The organism is Oceanobacillus sp. FSL K6-2867, assembly GCF_037963145.1.
Classification (GTDB): domain Bacteria; phylum Bacillota; class Bacilli; order Bacillales; family Amphibacillaceae; genus Oceanobacillus.
Window position 1 is genome coordinate 2201778 of record NZ_CP150144.1, and the last position, 23569, is coordinate 2225346.

The window sequence follows — 23569 nt, forward strand, 5'->3', positions numbered from 1 at the left end:
ATTTAAATTGGGACATAATCATGGACACGATCACCACCATGGACATGACCATACACATGGTGCAAATAAAAAGACGTTAATGATAAGTTTTATTATTATTACGTTATATATGATTGTGGAGGCTATAGGTGGATTTCTTACAAATAGCCTTGCATTGCTGGCAGATGCAGGTCATATGTTAAGTGATGCTATCTCGCTTGGGATTGCATTATTGGCCTTTACACTTGGAGAAAGGGCTGCTAACTACAGCAAAACCTATGGATATAAACGATTTGAAATACTGGCGGCTGTCCTTAACGGGATAACGCTTGTATTAATAGCTATTTATATTTTTTATGAAGCAATTGAACGTTTTCAAAATCCGCCCGAAGTTGCTTCAACTGGAATGTTAATGATCGCTTCTATTGGCTTAATAGTCAATATTCTGGTTGCGTGGATTATGATGCGCGGCGGAGACGTAGAAGAGAACTTGAATATGCGTGGAGCATACTTGCATGTGATTAGTGATATGCTTGGTTCCATTGGTGCAATTATCGCTGCGCTGCTCATGATATTCTTTGGCTGGGGCTGGGCAGACCCCCTGGCAAGTGTCATTGTTGCTGTACTCGTATTACGGAGCGGCTATTATGTTGCGAAGTCCGGACTCCATATCCTGATGGAAGGAACCCCGCAAAATGTAGATGTGGAAGATGTGATTCAAACAATCCAAAATACAAGAGGGATTCAAGGCGTTCATGATTTGCACATCTGGTCAATCACAAGTGGATTGAATGCACTTTCCTGTCATGCTGTTGTCGCTGATCAAATGTCCATTGCTGAAAGTGAACAAATGCTTCGTCAAATTGAACACGACCTTGAACATAAAAATATTCATCATATGACGATTCAGTTGGAAACAGCCACTCACCTGCATGACAATTCAATTTTGTGCAAAGTGAAGGCAGAATCATCTGGACACCACCATCACCACTAATGGGAATTGTAATTGAATCAATGAAAATTTATAATTCTCCTCAATGATATGAGGATTGAGGGGAATTATAGCATTCCTTGCTTTAATATATAATCATCTTTTAACACAAGAGGCTGGTTCTTATTCATTGCCCCTCTTCGTTAACAAAGCGAAGCATTCCTTATCCAACGGAAATAACGTCTTCTTCATTAAAAATAATACACGCTGTTCCTCCAGCATATTTCTCACATTCAAACTTGCCAAGAACAGTCACCTATCCCTTTTCGAACAAATAAATGAGTTCACCGTCATGTTCTTCAGGCAGCACTTAATTCGTTTATTAAGAAGGTTTAAATGCCATTTACCAAGCGAAAACCGTTTATAAAATAATAAAGACAGCATTCCAAATTTGAATGCTGCCTAATTTATGATCTAAATTACATTGATTCTGCTCTTACATCCGATTTGAAAAATAACTTCATCATTGGAGGAGTAACAATAGTTGTTGCAATAACAACAACAATCATGGTTGCATACAAATCCTGAGTTATTAAATTTGATGCTAATCCCATTGAGGCAACAATTAATGCAACTTCTCCACGAGAAACCATCGCTGAACCAATTCCCATTGAGCTCTGCCAACCGAAACCAGAGAATCTTGCACTAACCCCTGCACCAATAAATTTGGTTAAGATCGCGAAGATACTAAGCAAAATAATCAAACCTAAATTATCAAGAATGCCAGTAAATTCTGCTGAAATACCAATATAGGCAAAGAACACAGGAACAAATAGCGAGTAACTTATCGTTTCAACTTTCTCAAAAACTTCGTGTTTGAAGTTGGTTAAACCAATTGCAATACCTGCTATATAAGCTCCAATAATGTTTGCAACTCCTGTATATTCCGCTGCATATGCATAAAGAAAACAAATAATTAGTGCGGAGGAGATAACGATCTCACTAACAGGTAATCTTGATAATGTATTCATTACCCAAGGAACAACCTTCCAAGCAATCAATATAGCCACTGCAAAGAACAACACTTTCTTGATTACTAACGTAGTTAAAGATACGTCCCCGCCGATTGCAAAGCTCATTAGGAATGCCAGAATGATCATTACGACAACATCATCAATAACAGCGGCACCAAGGATAGTTGTTCCTTCACGTGTTTTGAGCTGGTTCATTTCTTTAAGGGCTTGAACGGAGATACTTACACTCGTAGCAGAAAGCATTACGCCCAAAAACCAAGATTGCAGGTTCGTTAAATCCATCATAACCCCTGCAAAGTATCCTAAAAATAATGGTACAATAATGCCGCCTAAACCAACAAAAGTTGATGATTTACCAGAGCGTTTAAATTCGCCAAGATCCGTTTCCAGACCAGCAATAAACATTAACAAGATAACACCAATTGTACTGAATGCCGATAATGTATCGGTTGCTGTAATTAATCCAAATACAGATGGACCTAATAAGACACCTACAATAATTTCTCCTAACACGGAAGGTTGGCCAAATCTGATACTTAAACCACCTGCTAGTTTAGCTGCAATAATAATGAGCGCTAATTGAAGAATAATCATATAATTCCGCCTTTCAAAGATTTGTTATTTTTGCATTTTACAAACAACATAAAAAAAACCGAAGGATCTGACACAAAAGGGCATAGTTATCCCTTGGTGACAGACTCCTCCGGTTTTTGCTTGTCGCTTTATTTGTATACCAAAATACTAGCATAAATTTGCAAATGGATAAAGTAAAATTATTTTCCATTTATAAATTTACTGTTTCTTTAACGAAATATGCGCCTATCTAAATGGGTTGAAATCATCGTAATCGAAATTAAAAAATCTCTTTAACTCCATATTTCGATTGAAGTTACTTTAACAACGCGTGTTTTAGATACTCGTGTTATCCATTGGAAATCGGGCATTCTCAGTAGCAAAGTATTCCCTAACGCTCCTGCAATATGATGCTGCCGTTCGCTCCAGTCTTCTTTAACCTTAAACACTTTAGTTATGCCGCAGCCCCTTATTTTAAAAATAAACAAACTAAATAATTGATAATAACGTTTCAAGTACGAACAGATACTAAGAAATTGCTAATTCAGGCTTAATTCATAATGATAGAATTGGGAATCCCGAATGTATCCATTTCTTTCATAAAGTCTTTGGGCAGCATAGTTATCAGGGGCTGTACTTAGGCTGATGCTTACTGCGCCTTTTCCTATAGCGAATTCTTTGGCTTTTTGCAAAAGTATTTCTCCTGCTCCCTGTTTTCTGGCCGCTTCATCAACAAATAAATCATTTAATATCCAAGCCTTTTTCATAGCTATAGATGAAAACGAAGGGTATAGCTGGGTAAATCCAACATATTTCTGTTTGTCTTTAACTACAAAAATTACGGATTCCTGGTTTTCTATACGTGCTTTTATGTAAGCTTTAGCCCCTTCTAAATCCGATGTTTGCTGGTAGAATATTCGGTATGAATTAAATAAATTGGACACGCCCTCTAAATCTTCAATTTTAGCTTGGTAAATTTCCATCTTTATTTCTCTCCTGCTTTTTGGTTTTGTATTTCTTTGTTTCATAATCAATCAGGACCGATTGCCTCCTTTGGCATCGTGTTTCCATTTAATGGAGGATACTAATGATATCATTTGGCAGACCAGTGCCATTCCCCACCCGATAAGGGGTGCATATACATTAAATTCTTTTAATGCGAACCCACCTGCTAAAAAAGAGGTACTTAATAAAATAAATACAATTGCTCGTTTCTGATACCTATTTATTTTCATCGCCCCCAGCGCGGTTATTTAATTAACAATTTTAAACTTTACCGCAATGTTAATACAAGAGATAGGACTTACGTTTATTAAATATATAACCCTATCCTAAAAATGGGACAGGGTTATACAAACAATTTGTTATTTGAGTTAGCTTATTGCTGGATTATCTGAATAAGGTTGCCGCACGTATCATCAAATACAGCTATCGTAATCTCGCCCATTTTTGTCGGCTTCATCGTAAATTTCACGCCCAGCTGCAATAATCTCTCATATTCTTTGTGAATATCCTCAATACCAAACATGGTTACTGGAATACCTTCTTCAAATAGTCTCTTTTGATAATCTTTGGCGATCGGATTGTTATTCGGTTCGAGTACAATCTCGGTACCTTCTTGATCCTCTGGAGAAACAAGCGTAATCCACCTGAATTCTCCGGCAGGAACGTCATGCTTTTTTATAAAGCCAAGTTTTTCTGAGTAAAACTGCAATGCTTTATCTTGATCTTCTACGAATATACTGGTAACGATGATTTTCATATTGTTCTGCCTCCTAATTGTTGTTAGTGCTTGAGCTTGAACTACACGTTCTTCCGAAATTTATTGTAATAATGTGATCATATTGGACTTTTGGGCAAATCTCCCCTTGCTTCAGCGGATATAGCTTGTGTTTTATAAAATTATTCTATCCACCCTTCCAACAAGTTTTGAAGTGGCTCGCTGTTGAATAGCAGTACGCGATATTTCCCCTTTCGTTTTGATGTTACAAGTCCTGCCTCTTCCAACACAGAAAGATGTTTTGCTATTGCCTGTCTCGAAATAGAAAGACTGTGCTTCATAATCAGGCGTCCCGTAAGTTCATATAATGTCATCTCATTGCGTTCGGATAATTCATCTAATATAAGCCGACGGTTCGAGTCGGCGAGTGCTTTAAAAATAGCGTCTTTGTCCAACATGCTTTTATTATAGGCAACTAAATGGTTGCGTGTCAATCGTGAGCAACTGTTTAGTTGCTTGTTGTAGTTATATCTTTTAACTAACCTACCCCCATTTAGGTGCAATTTTTCACAATCCTTTCATATACCATTTCAATTACTTTTATAAATCCTGTTTAAAAAAGCTCTAAATAATAAGCTAGACAACCTGCCTACATCCATATAGCTCATAAATACTTCAGAACGGCGTCTTGTAGTCCAAGGGCTTTCTGTGGTTGGGGAAGCTTTATTTCCGAAGCAGACCAATGGAATGCTCGTTCAGTCCCCGTGGGAAAGCGCCCGGTGATCGACGACGTAAAATAGAGACATCACCTGCGGTTGCTCATTTCTCGCCAGTTCGAAAACTATTTTCATGCTCTAATTTGTGCCAGTTCGAATATATAAAATGAGTTATTACGAAGATGTCCTCTCTCTCCATCAATCAGTTCGGTTGGTGTAGGACCTTTTTTAAATGGGTATATTAATTATGGGCATCTCAGTGAGAGATGAAAACATGAAATACTGGTAATATGGCCTGGGCTTGACGATGGGCCGCGAGCTTTTTAACCGGAACCACTGTTTGGTGAAGACAGCCTGTTGGTTTCATCTTGGCAGACGTGAAGGAAATATCTTTTTCTATCATTCTCAGGCTTATATTACAAAGATTTTAAAGGAGATGAGACTTTGACTAGTGATAATAACAGTTTTATTCTAAATGATGGCTCAATGCTTCCCCTTGTGGGATTAGGCACGATCGGCATTGATGGTGATCAGGGTACATTTGAAATTTTAAATGCCTTAAAAACAGGATACCGTTTAATCGATACTTCAACAAACTATAACAATGAAGGTATTGTCGGTGAAGCTGTGCGTCGATCCGCACTGCCCAGGGAAGAAATTTTAATCAGTACGAAATTGCCCGGATCGCACCATGAATACGACAAGGCGTTTATCTTTATTCAAGAATCTTTACGCCGCACTGGATTAAAGTATTTTGACAAGTATTTAATTCATTGGCCGAATCCCAAAGACGGCAAATATGTAGAAGCTTGGAAGGCTTTAGTGGATGCTCAAAAACAAGGATTAATCAGAACCATCGGTGTTTCAAACTTTGAACCGGAACATCTGGACAACATTATCGAAGAAACAGGTGTCACTCCTGCTACAAACCAGGTTGAGCGTCAACCGTATTTTAATAATAACCGTATGGTTGAAGAAAATAAAAAGCGGGGTATTCTTACGGAAGCCTGGAGTCCTTTTGGTCGGGGTTATCTGAATGACGTGCTGGAAAATGCCACCATTAAAGAAATTGCGGATAAATACGATAAAACTACGGCACAGATTATCTTAAACTGGAACTATCAAGCCGGCGTATTTACGATTCCAAAATCGAGTAATCCAATGCATCAAAAAGATAATATCAATAGTACCAACTTTACATTAGCCCCTGAGGATATTGAAACAATTGATTCATTGGATAAAGGGGAAGACGGCCGTGTAGAAGGGCAGGACCCTAACGAATACCACGAATATGTATAGACAGACTACGATATGAACATCGTCTTGTATTCTGTCCATAAAGGCGCTGCGGTTTCTGATAGATAGTCATCGATATTCGGTTTGAGACTGAAAAACACTTAAAAAGGGAAAGAATACGCATGTAGAAAACTATGGAATGTTTAAGGATGATAGTTATTTGGCTAGAAAAGTTTTAGAGCATTTATAAATTTAATGCTTTGTTTGTCAAAATAAGCTAGACATCCTACCTGCATCCATGTAACTCATAACCAACGGGGTCTGGTAATACAGGGGCTTCCTGGGTATTTACCGTGGATACTATAAACTTAAAAACACAATTTCTGAGTTAGATATTTTTGAGCAATAGATAAAGGGTGGGTCTGTTTTAAGCAGACTCATTTTTTTAAAATTGTTCCGTTAACGGGTGCTGTTACTCCCAATCAACAGATAGGCGGCAAAGCAAAAATATAAACAACAAGGAAAGCATCCATGGAAAATGATAGTGAACCATTATGTATGAAAATTAAACTAAATACATTATATAAGATGGAAAACGAAGATAGTGCTACTGACTCTAAGAAAGCAACTACAAATTTCAGCAAATATTTTCCTCCTTGCCTGTCTAACAAAATCATTTATTAACACATAGGTAAACAATTTGGAATGCTGTAATTCAAAGATGCTTATTTTACGAACCTGCCAGTTACTTTAAGTATATCATTTCATAAAGTTATCTTATCGTACATTAGTAATTATTAAAAAACTTAGAAAAACCCAAATTAACTATTGCGCCTAATAGTTAATTTGGGATTGGCAGCAAGGTTCGAGAACCTAAATGTTAGCGATACATCGATTGAATCTCTTCAAGGTCTCTAATAAAGAGGTTCACTTCTTCCTGACTCAACCGTATCGGCATTTGATCATACAATGTAATGATTTGACCGTCCGTTTCATCTTGGTGTTTTTTCAGATAATCATACAGGCTTTTTAGCTGGTTTTCTTTTATGCTTGATTCTGTGGTGAAATGTTTTACCTTCTGTATGGAAAATTCATTCGCAAGTTCATCAAATTCACCTGAGATAATGTCCCCTGTCAGCAGCATATGATCACTCCTAATCCATTTGTTTTTGTTAGTTTAAACAAAAGCAGATGAAATAAACACCTATCATAAAAAGCTGGCCCCCTATCAATCATATAGAGGGCCAGCTGCATATCACTTACACTCCGGGAAACCAGCCAGGAGTATTCAAAATTACATTCCACAATGGATCTGGTATAACTAATTCTTCCTGATTATCCTTGTTAATTTCCGTCACAATTTCGTCATCTCGTCCTTCTGCTGCTTTTTGTACCCAGTCCGGATCAATAATAAGCTCTCAGCCAATTGCGATTAATGGAACCCCTGTTTCAAAAGCTCTTCGTGCATCCTCTGCAGTGTAAATAGAGCCTACACCAATTAAAGGAAGGCGGTTATCGATCGTTTCAAGCAAGTAGTCGATGCGTGTTTTATTTACATCCTCCACGCCTCTTCTTGCTTTGGAAAGGAAATGCTGTAAGGACACATGCAGATAGTCCAAGTCCTTTTCTGCTAATGCATCCACCAATTTAATGGTGTCTGCCATAATGATTCCCGGCGTTTCGGCTTCTTCCGGCGAGAAGCGGTATCCTACGATAAAAGAATCATCGGCATGCTCCTCCACTACTTCTGTTATTTTATCAACGATAGCTAACGGGAAGGTCATCCGTTTTTCGACACTTCCACCAAATCGATCATCACGTTGATTGGAATGTGGGGAGAAGAATTGCTGGATTAAATATCCGTTCGCTCCGTGGATTTCAACTCCGTCATATCCCGCTTCAATCGCACGGCGTGTCGTCTCTCCAAAAGCATCAATAATCTCCTCAACCTCTGTTTCCGTTAAAGCTCTAGGTGTTTTAGCTCCTGCCACCTCCGCCGGAACAGCACTGGCACTTACGATGTCACCATGAGGAACCAGCTCTGGCGGGCACATTCTCCCGCCGTGGAAAATTTGCAAAATAGCTTTAGCGCCTCGACTTTGGATGGTCTTAGCTAATTGGCTTAGACTTGGAATCATTTCATCACGGTCACCAGCGAATTCATTATGGAAACCTTTTCCGTTAGGGGTGACATATGTACAAGCAGTAATTACCATGCTTACACCTTTGGAACGTCGTGCATAGTAGGCCAGCTCTTCTTCTGTAACTGTCCCATCAGGATTGGATGAATAGTTGGTCATTGGAGCCATTATAATTCGATTCTTTAATTCAACTCCATTTTTAAATGTATATGGTGAAAAAAATATCTGATTGCTTGGATTCATAGTTTCTTCCTCCTTCAAGGGTTACTCTATGGTTATGATAGTAGTTCTATTTCGTTTTGTATATTATTGTGCTTGGAGTAATAATTTTACTTGTGGAGCTGGGCTTTTTTCGGTAGAAAACTGGACAACGCTTATTCTGACAGACCCCACATAATTTTTTCCGGATTTTTCTCTTTACTCTCATGCAACCAATTTTAGTCATTTGGAACTATTTTTCTCGCAGATTGAAACCTATTATTACCGATAATCGTATGAAAATTACCAAAATAAAAAAGGAGCGATTCGATTGTATAAGCGATATTACCTACCCATACTTTTACTCATATTGATTTTAATCGCAGCAGGTTGTAATAACTCGAATGGAAACGAAGAGGATAGCGGAGAAAGTAATGAAACTTCCGCTGAGGAAAATAACGATGAGAAAACAGATAAAGAAGAAAATGGAGCATCAGGACATCATACCGATTTACTTAATGTAGAAGGAATTCCCTTTGATGAGTCATTATTTGAAGTGGTGGACTTTGAATCGGACCCATCGCCAAATGATTATTCTTACCAATATGCATCAAGTGGAGCGTTAGCCATGGGCGGAGAAAATAATAGTATATTCTTTGATTATCGGACTGGAGAAAGATTAAACTTAGAAACCGATGTTGAACGGCTGAAAGGAAGAGCTGAGTCATCCATTGTAAATACGGATAGCTATACTTGGCCATTTTTATTCGGTAATTACTATTATCTTCAGGGTAATGACGTTGGCACAAATAAAATCATTCAAGTTGATCTTTCGACTGGGGAAATTGAAGATTTAGCAGACACAGATGGTCCATCAGATATGGTGAAAAAAGATGATATTCTTTATGTTGTCAACGCTGATAGGTTGTTTGCACTTGATACTAATACAAAAGAAACAATTTGGGAAACAACAGGAGAAGTTGAGCTTAGTACGGGATATGCTGAACTTCATGTGACAGATCATGCACTTATTTATGAAGATCAATACGGGTTAACAGCTTTCGATTTAAAAGACGGAACAAAATTATTTGAAGAAGAAGGAGTATTCCGTGATGTTGCTGTTGATGGAAGTACCTTCTATGCTTTGGCAGATGAAGCTGATGCGTTTTCGGACTCGCTTTACAAGGTAGTGGAATTTGATGATCAAGAAGGAAGAAAGGAAACCATAATTGAAGCTCCAGAAGTGGAAGAACCATACGATATTGGAGAGATAAAATTAGATTTAGTTGGCGACCTTCTTTATATTACTGTTGAAAATGGAATTTTAACGTATGATATCAATAGCCATGAGCAGCTATGGTCGGTTTCTGTCGGAGACTTAAAGGATCGTTCTGAAACAGGTGATGATTATAACTACTGGTTCTCTGCAGGTATTACAGATAATCATGTATATGCATTTACAGAGAAATCAAATGTTGCAAATGATCGTGACAACTTTCTTACGGTAATTGATTCTAAAACTGGCGAGGTAAAAAATCAGTATTCCTTTGGAAAGGCAATTGGTGCCGGTCCAATAATTGATGAAGAAAATGGGAATGTTATGGTATATCTGCAATACTTTAATGATGAAGGGGCACAAGGGTTTATTTTGCCGATTGAATAAAGTGGAAAAAGAGGCTATTAGCTAAATTGGGTAATAGCCTTCTTTATTTTGTAGTATACGTAATTAGACCTTTAATTCTTATAGTGCATAATAGAAATCTATAAAGGAGTCATGATATGAAAGAACTTTATATAAAACAGAAGGTATTCAGTCTAAGCGGCAAGTTTACTGTAAAAGATCAGCAGGAAAATGATGTTTATTTTGTTGAGGGCAGTTTTATGAAGGTTCCAAAGACCTTCTCCATAAATAACCATGCAGGGAATAAAGTTGCACTGATTACGAAAAAGGTGTTCAGCTTTTTGCCAAAGTTCATGGTTGAGGTAGATGGCCGTGAAGTGTTAACGATTAAGAAGGAGTTTTCTTTCTTTAAAGCACGCTATACGATTGATGCGGCAGGCATTGAAGTACATGGCAACTGGTGGGACATGAACTTTGAAGTGTACCAGCATGGTGAAGTCGTAGGGAAGGTGAGCAAAGAGTGGTTCACTTGGGGCGACAGCTACAAGGTACAGGTATTGAACGAAGGGATGGAGACGCTCATTCTTGCGCTCGTTATTGCAATTGATTGTGTGAAGGCAGATCAAGCAGCTGCTTCATCTGTTGCGTCGAGTTAACAGAGAGCGCCAAGAAATAATATTTATGAAATGTCATATAATATTATTTGAGTAATCCAAAGGGAAGGTTGAATAGAATTTTTGATATGTTAAAATGAAAAACATCTTTAATAAATAATGCAAAGAGGATGAACCTTTTCATGAATCAAAATAAGAAGAAATTTTCTAATGTATTTACTTATGCGTCAATAATTGTCGGCGTGCTGGTACTTTTTGGAGCAGTTTTTCCCAATCGGTTTGGTAAAGTCTCCAGCGGTGTTGGCGCATGGATTACAGAAACCTTTGGCTGGTATTATATGACCGTTTTCACTTTGATTTTACTTTTTTTTATATTTTTGGGTCTTAGCCCAATTGGTAAACTCAAATTGGGTAAACCACATGATAAACCAGAGTTTAAAACGGTATCATGGTTAACCATGCTGTTTAGTGCTGGTATGGGGATTGGATTAGTCTTTTATGGTACAGCTGAACCCATTTCGCATTACCTGGCACCACCCACTGCTGATGCTGAAACAAAAGCTGCTTTAGCTGAAGCAATGCGGTCAACTTTTTTTCACTATGGATTTCACCCTTGGGCAGTATACGGTATTGTAGCACTTGCATTGGCTTATTCACAGTTTAGAAAAGGAGAACTTGGCTTAATTTCGAAAACATTACGACCTGTTTTAGGAGATAAAGTAGATGGTCCTATCGGTAATGTTGTCGATGTGTTATCGGTATTCGCCACAATTATTGGTGTAGCAGTTTCTTTAGGTATAGGAGCAATGCAAATTAATGGAGGATTGAACTACCTCTTTGGTATCCCAAACAATCAGCTGGTCCAAGGCATCATTATTGCCATTGTAACTGTGTTGTTCTTATATAGTGCTTGGAGCGGATTAAGTAAGGGAATTCAATATTTAAGTAATTTAAATATGCTGTTAGCAGGATTATTGTTTGTTGCTGTTTTAATTTTAGGTCCAACTTTACTTATTTTCAATATGATGACAAGTGCGACTGGTGATTACTTAAACACTTTATTATATAATAGCTTGGATGTAGCGCCATTAAACGAGCAAAAACATGAGTGGATGCAGTCCTGGACTATATATTATTGGGGCTGGTGGATGAGCTGGAGTCCATTTGTAGGTATATTTATTGCAAGGATTTCCCGCGGGCGATCAATCCGGGAATTTGTCATTGCGGTATTATTTGTTCCAACCATTGTGAGTATATTTTGGTTTAGCTCATTTGGTCTAACGGGAGTCGAAGTAGGTCTGAAGGTACCGGGGATATTTGAAATGCCTCCAGAAACGCAGTTGTTTGGGATTCTCAATGAACTCCCTTTAAGTATCGTTTTATCTGTTGTTGCTTTGATACTTATAGCGTCATTTTTTATTACTTCAGCAGATTCGGCAACATTTGTTTTAGGCATGCAAACTAGTTTTGGAACTTTAAGTCCTTCTGGTTTTGTCAAACTTGTATGGGGGCTGGCACTATCAGCAATCGCATATGTATTGCTGTTATCGGGTGGAGAAACCGGCTTAAATGCATTACAATCTGCATCCATAATATCGGCCTTGCCATTTAGTGTAGTGGTAATTTTGATGGCAATAGCATTCTACAAAGATGCCAATCAGGAAAGAAAATACTTAGGTTTGACACTTAAACCCGATAAAAAAAGATTGAAGGAATATAGTGATAAAGTAAAATCCGATAGAGGTCTACGATAAAAAAGGACCGCTGATTAACTTTTTACGATATGTTTTTAAGCATGCTTAATTACTCTAGCGCAGCAGCCTATTTCCATTAATGAGCAATGTTGCATGATAGTACAAATCAAACAAGCATAACCCCATTTTTATTAATACGGGGTTATGCTTGTTTGAGGTTTAAAAATAAAAATAACTTTTGTCTTGGCAAATAAATTCCTTGTAAAAAAGTAAATATCGTTTCTTTTTTCAGCATGAACCAGTTAGCCAATTTTTATAATCTTGACAAAACACACTCAAAATTATAACATAAAATGTAATCGATTTCATAAAATGTAAGGCAGGTGATTATATGGTAACCATACAGGAAGTGGCTAAGAAGGCAGGTGTTTCTACTGCAACTGTTTCAAGGGTTCTTAATAACAGGGAGACGGTTAAAGAAAAAACAAGAATACGGGTAGAGCAGGCCATAGAAGAATTAAATTATGAGCCGAGTGCGCTTGGGCGTAACCTCAGGAACTCTGAAAGCAGGCTGCTTCTTGTTTTGATTCCCAGCATTTCAAATCCATTTTATACGGAAATTATTAATGGGATTGAGGATACAGCGATCAGCAAGGGATATAATATACTCCTTTGTGAAACGGATTCTAATCCAAAAAGAGAAGCGATTTATTTTAATATGGTGCGGAACAGACTTGCAGACGGCATTATTCTAATGGACCCGACTGTCAATCGGAAGAATCTGTATGACCTTGCAAGCAGGCATCCGATCGTGCAGTGCAGTGAATTTGATGAACAGGGGGAAATTTCTTACGTAACCATCGATAATGAACTGGCTGCCTATCAGGCGGTTAAACATTTAATTAAAATAGGGAACAGAAAAGTTGCATTGATTAACACGGATGAGAAATACTTGTATGCCCGTGAACGCAGGAGTGGCTATGAAAAGGCCTTACATGAGTTCGGTTTGCCGATTGAAACAAAACAGATGCGGGAAACGGAGCAGCTTGAATTTGAAGGCGGACAGCAGGCAATGCGTTCTTTATTAAACGATGCGGATAGGCCAGATGCTGTTTTTGCGGTTTCAGATGTCCTTGCAATTGGTGCGATGAAAGAAATTCAATTACAGGGATTAAAGGTGCCTGATGATATTGCTGTGATTGGCTTTGACAAGATCAGCTTTTCCAATATGACAAACCCGACGCTCACAACTATTGCTCAGCCGATGTACAAAATGGGGTGCACTTCTGCGAATATGATTATCAATAAAATTAGAGGGAAAGCAGTGGAAAGCCTGATATTGGATCATGAATTGATTATTAGGGAGTCTACATAATGAAAGCGAGGCAGATAAAGATGGCAAATCAAATTGCTGTTGTCACTGGTGTCAGCCATAAGCATGGGATTGGAGCGGCCACATGTCGGGAGCTTGCAAAAGCAGGGGTGGAGCTATTTTTTACTCATTGGCAGTCGGACAAAGCGTGGCCGGAGACATTCCAAAAGGAAATTGAGGAGCTCGGGGTGAAGTGTGCCCATGCTGAGGTTGATTTATCGGAAGCTGAGGCATACCTCCAGGTTCTTCAAGGTGCCGAAAAGTCGCTGGGTGTGCCTTCGATTTTAATTAATAATGCCGCCTATTCCACTAGAGATGGGTATGAAAAGCTTGAGGTGGCAGAGGTGGATGCGCATTATGCGGTCAATATCAGATCTGTAATGATGCTTTCTGCAGCATTTGCAAGGAGGTTTGAGCAGGCCGGACATCATGCAGGAAGAGTTATTAATTTGACTTCTGGACAGGCGCAAGGTCCAATGGTCGAAGAACTTGCCTATGTAGCGACAAAAGGGACTATCTCTGCCTTTACGCTTTCCTTATCTGCGGAGCTGGGACCGCTTGGCATCACGGTTAATGCCGTCAATCCTGGACCTACCGATACGGGCTGGATGTCAGAGGAATTGAAGCATGCATTGTTGCCGAAATTTAGATTGGGTCGTATAGGAGAAGCAAAGGATGCTGCAAGACTGATAGCGTTTTTGGCAAGTGAGGAAGCAGCATGGATTACAGGACAGGTAATTCATTCAGAAGGCGGATTTTTAAGGCAATAACGAGATTTGCACTTACAGGCTCTGTTGCCCAGCGCCTAAAACAACTGTAAAAATAAATTAATAAATAGAGTTGACATCAAAAATAATTATCGTATAATATAACCAAATGTAATCGATTTCATTTTAAAGAATATTCCTTAAATATACTTTGAACTGGAATCGACATTAAAAAAAGGGGGCATTACATTGAAGTTTTCAAAGTTAGCACTTAGCAGTTTGTTGTTTATCGCTCTGGTTTTCTTTTTAGTTGCATGTAATTCAGATTCATCGGAACAAGATGGTAACGATGAATCGGATACATCAAATGCAAATGGTGAACAAGCATCAGAAGGCAGTGAAGAAGAGCCCGTTACCATTGTATATGCGCGAGGGGTGGATACAACACCAGGTACAGAGGCAGTAATCAAAGCATTCGAGGAAAAGTTTCCGCACATCAAAGTGGAGCAGCGTGAAATGCCTGCAGATACAGGCCAGTCCCATGATCAATATGTGACGCTTTTAAGCTCTCAAAGCTCGGAAATTGACGTTTTTAATGCTGATGTAATCTGGCCGGCAGAATTTGCTCAGGCTAACTACGTGCTGGAGCTGGATCGTTTTATTGAAAAGGATGGAATCAACATGGATGATTACTTCCCTGGAACAGTTGCAGCAGCAAACTTTAATGGAAAGCAATGGGCAATGCCTCAGTATACAGATGCCGGAGTTTTCTACTACCGTACGGACATTGTGGACGAGCCCCCTGCAACTTGGGATGAATTGATTGAAATGGCTGACGAGCTGAAAGGGGAAAAGGGCACAAAGTATGGCTACCTTATGCAGGCTGCACAATATGAAGGCTTGATTACAAATGCCATTGAATTTATCGCATCCTATGGCGGTGAAGTAGTGGATGAAAATAATAATGTGGTCGTGGACAGTCCTGAGACAATTAAAGCACTTGATAAAATGAAAGAAGTTGTATCATCTGATTTTGTACCAGAGAATATCGTGAACTTCATGGAAATCGAAACAGAAAATGCCTGGATTGAAGGCAATGCCGTTTTTGCCAGAAACTGGCCGTATATGATGGCATCTTCCAATGATGAAGAGAGATCTGAAATAGCGGATAATGTCGAAATGTCCAGACTTCCAGCAGGTGATGAAGGTACTGCATCATCGCTTGGCGGATGGATGACAATGATTAACCGATATTCTGAGCATCCTGAAGCGGCATGGGAGTTTGTGAAATTTATATCCGGTCCAGAAGGCCAGAAAATTAGTGCCGTTGAAGGTGGACGAGCTCCAACGTTAAACGCTTTGTATGACGATCCGGAAGTACAGGAAGTAAGTTCATTATTCGCGAATCCTGAATTCAGGGAAGTACTGCAGTCAGCAGTTCCTAGACCAGTCTCACCTATCTATCCGGAAGTTTCGGATATTATGCAAATTGAAATTTCAAAAGTATTGACAGGTGACCAGACCTCCGAGGAAGCAGCAAAGAATATGCAGGAGAAGATTGAAGCAGCGATGGCTGAATAATGTAAGTTAGTCAAAATAGCAGGATGGGCATATACTCATCTTGCTATTCTTATAATAGGGTCAGAAAGCTAGCTTAATAACGAGGAGGTAAAACATGAAAAACAAGAAAAGGCGCAGCTTTCAACTAAGTGAGAAGCAGCTTGGATATGCTATGGTCATCCCGTCTCTTGTTCTAGTAATGGTTGTTGTGCTATGGCCGGTGGCACAATCCTTTTACAATAGCTTATTCGACTATAGGCTGAATGATCCCTCTCGTTCGCAGCTCATGCTCAGTGCAACGATTGATCTGGAACGTTATGTGGATAATCATTTTTACATAGGGAGTCAGCTTGACAGTTTACTAGAAACTGCTGAGAATGAAGCGGATGCTGAAACAATAAAGGGAATTCAGCAGGATGTTGAAAACTATCATGCTGAACTGATCAGTGATGAAGAAATGAATACAAAAGTAGAGGAGATTGATGAATTATTAGCAAGTTTCACGCCTGTAAGAGATTCCGAGTTGAAGTATTCCAAAGTAGATAATGCGTTTGCCGAAGAGTACCAGGGAGCGCTGGAATCTCATGCTGCAGCACTTGCTGAAATAGCAGCATCAAGCAATAATGAGCAGACTGGACAGCAGTTCCAGCAAACCTCAGATTTGCTGACATCAACAGCAGGCAATATATTAAATTCAAATTTTATCGGATTGGATAACTATGGGAAATACATGAAGGACCAGCGAATGTGGAAGGCGATGGGAAATACCGCATTTTTCACTGTGATCTCTGTAGCATTTGAGCTGGTGCTTGGTTTGGCGATTGCACTTCTGATCAACCGGGCATTTAAAGGGAGGGGAATCATCCGTGCATCTGTACTGATCCCGTGGGCGATTCCGACAGCAGTAGCAGCAATGATGTGGGGATTCTTATATGACGGGCAGTCAGGGATTATTGCACATTACTTGGAAGTGCTTAATCTGATTCCAGGTTCATCCTGGCTATTGACCACATCTGATGGCGGCATGTTTTCCATCATCCTTGCAGATGTCTGGAAAACAACACCATACATGGCACTGCTATTGCTGGCAGGCTTGCAGACTATTCCGCAATCATTATATGAGGCGTCAAGCGTGGATGGAGCCAATAAATTTCAGCAGTTCTGGAGCATTACATTGCCACTTTTGAAATCATCGATTCTCGTTGCATTATTGTTCCGAACGCTCGATGCATTCCGAGTATTTGACCTGATTTATGTATTGACAGGTGGAGGTCCTGCAAACGCGACCGAGTCCATTTCCGTTTACGCCTATAAAACATTATTCGCCCAGCAGAATTTCGGGGAAGGCTCTGTTCTTTCTGTCATTGTATTTATCAGTGTGGCGATCATCAGCTTAATCTATGTGAAATTAATCGGTTCCGATCTATTTGATGGCCGTACGAAATGAGGAGGGGTATAAATGAATAAACGCGGTGGAATTGGATTTTATCTGTTTCTGATCATCTTTGTTTTTCTTGTGATGTTTCCATTCATCTGGGTATTTTTAACATCGATCAAACCACCAAGAGAAATATTCTCGTCTTTCAGCTGGTTCACAAGCAACCCTTCGTTGGACTCCTATGAAGCGGCGCTAACGAACCGACCTTTAGTAAGATATATGATTAATAGCTTTGCGGTCTCTGCTATAACAACGATCTTATCACTTGTATTTGCATCGTTTACGGCATATGCAGTTACGAGATTGCCGATTAAAGGAAAAGGCTTAATCCTGGGATTGGTGCTTGCTGCATCAATGTTCCCGCAAATCGCGATTATCTCGCCAATGTTCAACTTAGTAACAGATCTTGGCTTGCGAAATAGCTATATGGGACTCGTTATCCCTTACATTACGATCAGTCTTCCACTGGCAATCTGGATTCTGGCAACCTTTTTCAAAAAGATTCCATATGAGCTGGAGGAGTCTGCCAAGCTGGATGGGGCAAGTCCATTTCAGACATTCCGGAAAATTATTCTGCCATTAGCAGCACCTGGTATTTTTACAACCGGAATCCTAGTATTTATCGCAGCCTGGAATGAATATTTATTCGCATTAACGATCAACAGTGATGATGCATGGAGAACCGTTCCTGTTGGGATTTCGATGTATCAGAGTCAATATTCGATCCCATGGGGAGATATTTCGGCAGCAACGGTCATTGTGACGATTCCAATCGTTATATTGGTATTATTTTTCCAAAAACGGATTGTTTCTGGTTTAACATCTGGCTCTGTTAAAGAATAGTTCATGAAAAATGAGGTTGATTGAATATGAAGGACAAGTTGAAAATTGGAATTATTGGCTGTGGGGCAATTGCGGTGGAAAAGCATCTCAAGAGTCTCCAAAAAATCAGCCAGGTTGAGGTGACGGCCTTTTGCAATTGGAACATTGAAAAAGCACAGGCAGTCGCAAAAGAATTCGGAACCGCCGACGCAAAAGTTTATGCGGATTACAGAGAGCTGCTGAAAGATGGAAGCCTTGATGTTGTCCACATATGCACACCGAATGTGTCCCATGCCGAAATTACGATAGCTGCGCTTGAGGCTGGCAAGCACGTAATGTGTGAAAAGCCGATGGCAAGGACGTCAGAGGAAGCCAAGCAAATGCTTGCAGCTGCCAAGAAAAGCGGGAAAAAGCTGACAATCGGCTATAACAACCGTTTCCGACCGGACAGCCAGTACTTGCATCAGGCCGTGACTCGTGGAGATCTGGGAGAAATCTATTATGCAAAGGCCCATGCGATCCGAAGGCGGGCTGTTCCAACATGGGGTGTGTTTTTGGATGAAGAAAAACAGGGAGGCGGCCCGCTTATCGATATTGGGACCCATGCCCTCGATCTGACGTTATGGATGATGGATAATTACCAGCCACAATCGGTGATGGGCTCTGTTTTCCATAAGCTTGGGAAACAAAACGGTGCTGCAAATGCTTTTGGCTCTTGGGATCCCGAGAAATTTACGGTAGAGGATTCTGCGTTTGGTTTTATAAAAATGCAAAACGGCGCGACAATTGTCCTGGAGTCAAGCTGGGCACTGAATTCACTTGATGTGGATGAGGCAAAATGCTCCTTAAGCGGAACCAAGGGTGGCGCTGATATGAAGGATGGCCTCCGGATACATGGCGAGGACTTCGGTAAATTGTATACGACAAATGTCGAACTGGAACCCGGTCGCGTCGCTTTTTTTGAAGGAGAAACTGAAAGTGAAGCGGATCTCGAGATGCGTTTATGGATTGAATGTATTTTGCATGATACAGAACCGGTTGTGAAGCCGAAAGAAGCATTGGTTGTCACACAAATTTTGGAGGCAATCTATGAATCTGCGAGAACTGGTAAGGCAGTATATTTTGATTAAAATATCTCTTGAAACTAGATGAATACAATAAAAATCAAGGAGTGAACAAAATGAAAGTAACCGTATGGAATGAATTTCGACACGAGAAGGAAGACACTGCAGTTGCAGCGGTTTATCCGAATGGCATCCACGAAACAATTGCAGCCTTTCTAAAAGAAGCTGGTCATGAAACAAAAACAGCTGTACTCGATGAGCCGGAGCATGGTTTGACAGAAGAAGTGCTGGCTGAAACAGATGTGCTTGTATGGTGGGGGCATAAGGTCCATGAAGAAGTTAGTGAGGAAGTTGCCGAGAGAGTTAAGCAACGTGTGCTGAATGGTATGGGGCTCGTCGTACTCCACTCGGCGCATTTTTCCAAAGTGTTCAAAAAGCTGATGGGTACTGGTTGTGATTTGAAATGGCGCGAGGCGGATGAAAAAGAACGACTCTGGGTTGTGGATCCGACACATCCAATCACAGAGGGGCTGGGAGAATACATCGAGCTGGAAAAAGAAGAAATGTATGGGGAACATTTTGATATTCCAACGCCTGATGAATTGATTTTTATCAGCTGGTTTGAGGGTGGAGAGGTGTTCCGAAGTGGGGCAACCTTTAAACGCGGACGTGGCAAAATCTTTTATTTCCGTCCAGGACATGAAACCTATCCAACCTACCATAACAAGGAAATCCAGAAAGTAATCCAAAATGGCGTAAAATGGGCTGCGAATACCAATACACCAAAGCATGTATATGGCAATAGACAGCCACTTGAATCATTATCGAAATAGGGGTGACAGCAGATGGCAAAATTGAAGATTGCAGTAATTGGATGTGGAAGCATTGCAAAACATAGACATTTAATCGAATATGCTGCAAATCCGCATGTGGAGATCACAGCGGTTTGCGATATCGTCGAAAAACGTGCAGAGGAAATGGCGCAAACATACGGCGCTAAAGCATATACAGACTATGAACAGCTGCTTGGAAAGGAGGATGTGGATGCGGTAAGTATTTGCCTGCCGAATTATCTGCATGCCCCTGTTTCGATTCTTGCATTGAATGCCGGCAAGCATGTTTTATGCGAAAAGCCGATGGCAACATCAAGCGAAGAAGCAGAGAATATGATTCAAGCAGCAAAGAAAAATGGCAAAAAGTTGATGATCGGTCATAATCAGCGCTTTGTTCCGTCCCATCAAAAAGCAAAGCAATTAATTGAGAGTGGTGAGATAGGGAAAATCTACAGCTTCCGGACAACCTTTGGGCATGGCGGACCTGAAACATGGAGTGCTGATGGAAGAGAAGGCTGGTTTTTTGATAAGGAAAAGGCCTTTATTGGTGCAATGGGAGACCTTGGTGTACATAAGGCCGATTTAATGCGGTATCTGCTTGGCGAGGAATTTTCCGAGGTAGCGGCATTTGTGGAAACAAGTGCAAAAGGAGATACCGATGTGGATGATAATGCCGTTTGTGTTCTGAAGACGGAAAGCGGTATTGTCGGAACGCTCGCTGCAAGCTGGGCATACAACGCGAAAGAGGATAATTCCACCATTATTTACGGGGAAAACGCGATATTGCGGCTCGAGGATGATCCGAAATATTCCTTGATTGTCCAGTATGCAACAGGTGAAGTCGTAAATTATGAGCTTGGCGGTATCCAGACCAATGAATCCGGCGGGCAGACAACCACACATGTCATCGATCACTTCGTGGAAAGTATTCTGGAAGACCGCGAGCCATTGATAAATGGTGTGGAAGGAATGAAGTCCCTGGAGGTTATTTTAGGGGCCTTGGAGTCCAGTGCAACACGGAAAATCAGCAATGTGAAGGGATGATACGATGAAAAAATTACGAATGGGAATCATCGGTGCTGGCGGGATTGCTCAAAGCAGGCACATCCCTGCCTTCCTGGAACTACAGGACAAGGTTGAGTTGACAGCAGTCCATGATATGAACGAGCAGCGAGCAAGTGAGGTTGCCGAAAAATATGGCATTCCATATGTGTTCAAGAATTACCATGATTTATTCAAAGAAGTGGATGCGGTAGCGATTTGTACACCAAATAAATTCCATTGTGAAATATCTGTAGCTGCACTGGAAGCAGGAGTTCATGTACTATGTGAAAAGCCGATGGCCATTACGACAGCGGAATGTGAAAGGATGGTCGAAGCTTCCAAAAAGGCAGGAAAACATCTTTTAATTGGCTATCACTATCGTTATACAGAGGCAGGCCAGCTAGCTAAAAAAGCAGTGATGAATAATGAAATAGGCGATCCGCTTGTTGTAAGGGTCCAGGCATTAAGAAGACGAAAGGTTCCTGGCTGGGGAGTTTTTACAAACAAAGATCTTCAGGGCGGTGGAAGCTTAATCGACTTTGGCTGTCACATGCTTGATTTAGCAATCTGGCTGCTTGGTGAACAGGAGCCTGTGGAATTGATGGGAACAACCTATAACCGGCTAAGCAAATCCCCGAACCAAATTAACGACTGGGGAATTTTTGATCATCAAACATTTGAGGTGGATGACCATGTTTCGTCATACATGACGTTTGAAAATGGCATTTCCCTGCAGTTCGAATGTTCATGGGCTGCGAATATTAAAGAAGATAAAATTCATCTCAGCGTGTCCGGATCTGACGGTGGTTTAAATGTGTACCCATTTGAACTATACCAGCCAAGGCTTGGCAAGATGATGGAAAGCTCTACTGAAGCGAAGCATAACGAAACAGCAGCAGGACTTGCCCAGGCTAAAAACTTTGTTGAAAGCTGTCTCGGTGAGGCGGAATTAGTTGTGAAGCCTGAAGAGGCGATGAAGGTTTCCCAAATTATTGAAGCGATTTATAAAAGCAGTGAAACGAGATCAAGTGTCAACTTTAGATGAGGCATGTGCACAGGCGGTTTTCGGAGGACCCATCCATTGACTGCCACGGCAAAATTAATTTTCAGAAGGGCGGAGAGAATATGAAGCTTGGCGTATTCACCGTATTATTTCAGGATAAACCATTAGAAGAAATGCTCGATTACGTAAAGAAATCTGGCGTTGATGCAGTGGAAATTGGTACTGGCGGGAACCCAGGTAATGCACATTGTGACATTGATGCACTTTTAGAAAGTGAAGATAAGCGGAGGGAATATTTAGATAAGATTCACTCACGCGGTTTAACGATCAGTGCATTCAGCTGCCATGATAACCCCGTGTCACCAGACAAAAAGCATGCACAGGACTCACATGATATTTTTATTAAAACCGTCCGTCTGGCAGAGTTAATGGATGTTCCAGTGGTCAACACATTTTCAGGAACACCGGGTTCCAATGAAGATTCCAACTACCCGAACTGGCCTGTAACACCTTGGCCGACCGCATATTCGGATATTCTGGAATGGCAATGGGAGAAAAGATTAATTCCATATTGGAAAGAGCAAGGACAGTTTGCGAAGGATCATGGTGTAAAAGTTGGACTGGAGCTGCATGCAGGCTTTCTTGTGCATACACCATATACCATGCTAAAACTAAGAGAAGCAACCAATGATGCTATTGGCGCAAATCTTGATCCAAGTCATCTATGGTGGCAGGGGATTGATCCGGTCGCAGCAATCAAAATCCTTGGCAAAGAAAATGCAATCCATCATTTCCATGCAAAGGACACCTACATTGATTGGGATAATGTGAACATGTATGGCCTGACAGACATGCAGCCGTATTCCAATGTGCAAACACGCGCTTGGACATTCCGAAGTGTCGGCTATGGCCACAGCGCACAGGAATGGTCCAATATTATCAGTGCTTTAAGGACATACGGATATGATTATGTAGTGAGTATTGAACATGAAGATCCGCTGATGTCGGTGGATGAAGGATTTCATGCGGCTGTTGGGAATTTGAAGGACGTATTGATTCGGGAAAAGCCTGTTGATATGTGGTGGGCTTAAGGTTGGGGGAGCTAGGTATTTATGATGCCTGGCTCTTTTATTTGTGTTCTAGGGTGTATTCTAAAAAGATAACTTCCAAACCCAGGCTTAATTCAAAACCCAGCACCCCCCACCCAGAAAACAGCACCATGCCAATCCGAAACAGCACCATCCACCAAGGAAACCGCACCATGCCAAT

At 40.5% G+C, this 23569-nt stretch carries 21 protein-coding genes and 2 pseudogenes; 15 read left to right on the forward strand and 8 right to left on the reverse strand.

Going from position 1 to position 23569, the window contains the following annotated elements; genetic code table 11:
• Positions 1–7: 7 nt before the first annotated feature.
• A complete protein-coding gene (locus tag NSQ77_RS10910; RefSeq protein ID WP_339225994.1) occupies positions 8–973 on the forward strand; it encodes a cation diffusion facilitator family transporter in 966 nt (321 codons plus the stop codon).
• A gap of 416 nt (positions 974–1389) precedes the next feature.
• On the opposite strand, the gene NSQ77_RS10915 is transcribed toward NSQ77_RS10910, so the two are convergent.
• From NSQ77_RS10915 to NSQ77_RS10935, 5 genes and pseudogenes are all read right to left on the reverse strand, one after another.
• A complete protein-coding gene (locus tag NSQ77_RS10915; protein WP_339225995.1) occupies positions 1390–2538 on the reverse strand; it encodes a cation:proton antiporter in 1149 nt (382 codons plus the stop codon).
• A gap of 272 nt (positions 2539–2810) precedes the next feature.
• Positions 2811–2948: pseudogene (locus tag NSQ77_RS10920) on the reverse strand (hypothetical protein); the annotation flags it as partial.
• Positions 2949–3056: 108 nt separating this feature from the next.
• Complete coding sequence (locus NSQ77_RS10925) at positions 3057–3500, reverse strand: GNAT family N-acetyltransferase (RefSeq protein ID WP_339225996.1); 444 nt, start codon at positions 3498–3500, stop codon at positions 3057–3059.
• A gap of 395 nt (positions 3501–3895) precedes the next feature.
• Positions 3896–4279: a VOC family protein gene (locus NSQ77_RS10930; RefSeq protein ID WP_339225997.1), complete on the reverse strand. Its 384-nt coding sequence runs from the start codon at positions 4277–4279 to the stop codon at positions 3896–3898.
• 140 nt (positions 4280–4419) lie between these two features.
• Positions 4420–4695, reverse strand: a complete 276-nt coding sequence (locus NSQ77_RS10935) for a metalloregulator ArsR/SmtB family transcription factor (RefSeq protein WP_339230988.1) — start codon at positions 4693–4695, stop codon at positions 4420–4422.
• A 702-nt stretch (positions 4696–5397) separates the two neighbouring features.
• Here NSQ77_RS10935 and NSQ77_RS10940 point away from each other — a divergent pair.
• A complete protein-coding gene (locus NSQ77_RS10940) occupies positions 5398–6252 on the forward strand; it encodes an aldo/keto reductase (protein ID WP_339225999.1) in 855 nt (284 codons plus the stop codon).
• A gap of 419 nt (positions 6253–6671) precedes the next feature.
• On the opposite strand, the gene NSQ77_RS10945 is transcribed toward NSQ77_RS10940, so the two are convergent.
• The 3 genes and pseudogenes from NSQ77_RS10945 to NSQ77_RS10955 all read right to left on the reverse strand — a co-directional run bounded on the left by NSQ77_RS10945 (position 6672) and on the right by NSQ77_RS10955 (position 8573).
• Positions 6672–6833: a hypothetical protein gene (locus NSQ77_RS10945; protein ID WP_339226000.1), complete on the reverse strand. Its 162-nt coding sequence runs from the start codon at positions 6831–6833 to the stop codon at positions 6672–6674.
• Between the two features lie 236 nt (positions 6834–7069).
• On the reverse strand, positions 7070–7333 hold the full coding sequence (locus NSQ77_RS10950; protein ID WP_339226001.1) for a hypothetical protein: 264 nt from the start codon (positions 7331–7333) through the stop codon (positions 7070–7072).
• A 115-nt stretch (positions 7334–7448) separates the two neighbouring features.
• Positions 7449–8573 (reverse strand): annotated as a pseudogene (locus tag NSQ77_RS10955) (NADH-dependent flavin oxidoreductase).
• A 286-nt stretch (positions 8574–8859) separates the two neighbouring features.
• Here NSQ77_RS10955 and NSQ77_RS10960 point away from each other — a divergent pair.
• From NSQ77_RS10960 to NSQ77_RS11020, 13 genes are all read left to right on the forward strand, one after another.
• The gene (locus NSQ77_RS10960; RefSeq protein WP_339226002.1) at positions 8860–10191 is read left to right on the forward strand and encodes a PQQ-binding-like beta-propeller repeat protein; all 1332 of its coding nucleotides are present in this window, start codon (positions 8860–8862) and stop codon (positions 10189–10191) included.
• Between the two features lie 116 nt (positions 10192–10307).
• Positions 10308–10805, forward strand: coding sequence for an LURP-one-related family protein (locus NSQ77_RS10965; protein WP_339226003.1), 498 nt, complete (start codon positions 10308–10310; stop codon positions 10803–10805).
• Between the two features lie 140 nt (positions 10806–10945).
• Positions 10946–12517 carry a BCCT family transporter gene (locus NSQ77_RS10970; protein WP_339226004.1) on the forward strand — a complete coding sequence of 524 codons (1572 nt, stop codon included), beginning with the start codon at positions 10946–10948 and terminating at the stop codon, positions 12515–12517.
• A gap of 331 nt (positions 12518–12848) precedes the next feature.
• A complete protein-coding gene (locus NSQ77_RS10975; RefSeq protein ID WP_339226005.1) occupies positions 12849–13832 on the forward strand; it encodes a LacI family DNA-binding transcriptional regulator in 984 nt (327 codons plus the stop codon).
• Positions 13832–14599, forward strand: a complete 768-nt coding sequence (locus tag NSQ77_RS10980; RefSeq protein ID WP_339226006.1) for an SDR family oxidoreductase — start codon at positions 13832–13834, stop codon at positions 14597–14599. The genes NSQ77_RS10975 and NSQ77_RS10980 overlap by 1 nt, the downstream gene beginning before the upstream one ends.
• A 186-nt stretch (positions 14600–14785) precedes the next feature.
• Positions 14786–16117: an ABC transporter substrate-binding protein gene (locus tag NSQ77_RS10985; protein WP_339226008.1), complete on the forward strand. Its 1332-nt coding sequence runs from the start codon at positions 14786–14788 to the stop codon at positions 16115–16117.
• Between the two features lie 94 nt (positions 16118–16211).
• The gene (locus tag NSQ77_RS10990) at positions 16212–17543 is read left to right on the forward strand and encodes a sugar ABC transporter permease (protein WP_339226009.1); all 1332 of its coding nucleotides are present in this window, start codon (positions 16212–16214) and stop codon (positions 17541–17543) included.
• 12 nt (positions 17544–17555) lie between these two features.
• Complete coding sequence (locus NSQ77_RS10995) at positions 17556–18377, forward strand: carbohydrate ABC transporter permease (RefSeq protein WP_339226010.1); 822 nt, start codon at positions 17556–17558, stop codon at positions 18375–18377.
• A 26-nt stretch (positions 18378–18403) separates the two neighbouring features.
• Positions 18404–19486, forward strand: a complete 1083-nt coding sequence (locus NSQ77_RS11000) for a Gfo/Idh/MocA family oxidoreductase (protein ID WP_339226012.1) — start codon at positions 18404–18406, stop codon at positions 19484–19486.
• 50 nt (positions 19487–19536) lie between these two features.
• The gene (locus NSQ77_RS11005) at positions 19537–20253 is read left to right on the forward strand and encodes a ThuA domain-containing protein (RefSeq protein WP_339226013.1); all 717 of its coding nucleotides are present in this window, start codon (positions 19537–19539) and stop codon (positions 20251–20253) included.
• A 12-nt stretch (positions 20254–20265) separates the two neighbouring features.
• Positions 20266–21297, forward strand: a complete 1032-nt coding sequence (locus NSQ77_RS11010) for a Gfo/Idh/MocA family oxidoreductase (RefSeq protein WP_339226014.1) — start codon at positions 20266–20268, stop codon at positions 21295–21297.
• Between the two features lie 4 nt (positions 21298–21301).
• Positions 21302–22342 (forward strand): Gfo/Idh/MocA family oxidoreductase, encoded by a 1041-nt coding sequence (locus tag NSQ77_RS11015; protein ID WP_339226015.1) that lies wholly within the window; start codon positions 21302–21304, stop codon positions 22340–22342.
• Between the two features lie 80 nt (positions 22343–22422).
• Positions 22423–23391 (forward strand): sugar phosphate isomerase/epimerase, encoded by a 969-nt coding sequence (locus tag NSQ77_RS11020; RefSeq protein ID WP_339226016.1) that lies wholly within the window; start codon positions 22423–22425, stop codon positions 23389–23391.
• Positions 23392–23569 lie beyond the last annotated feature (178 nt).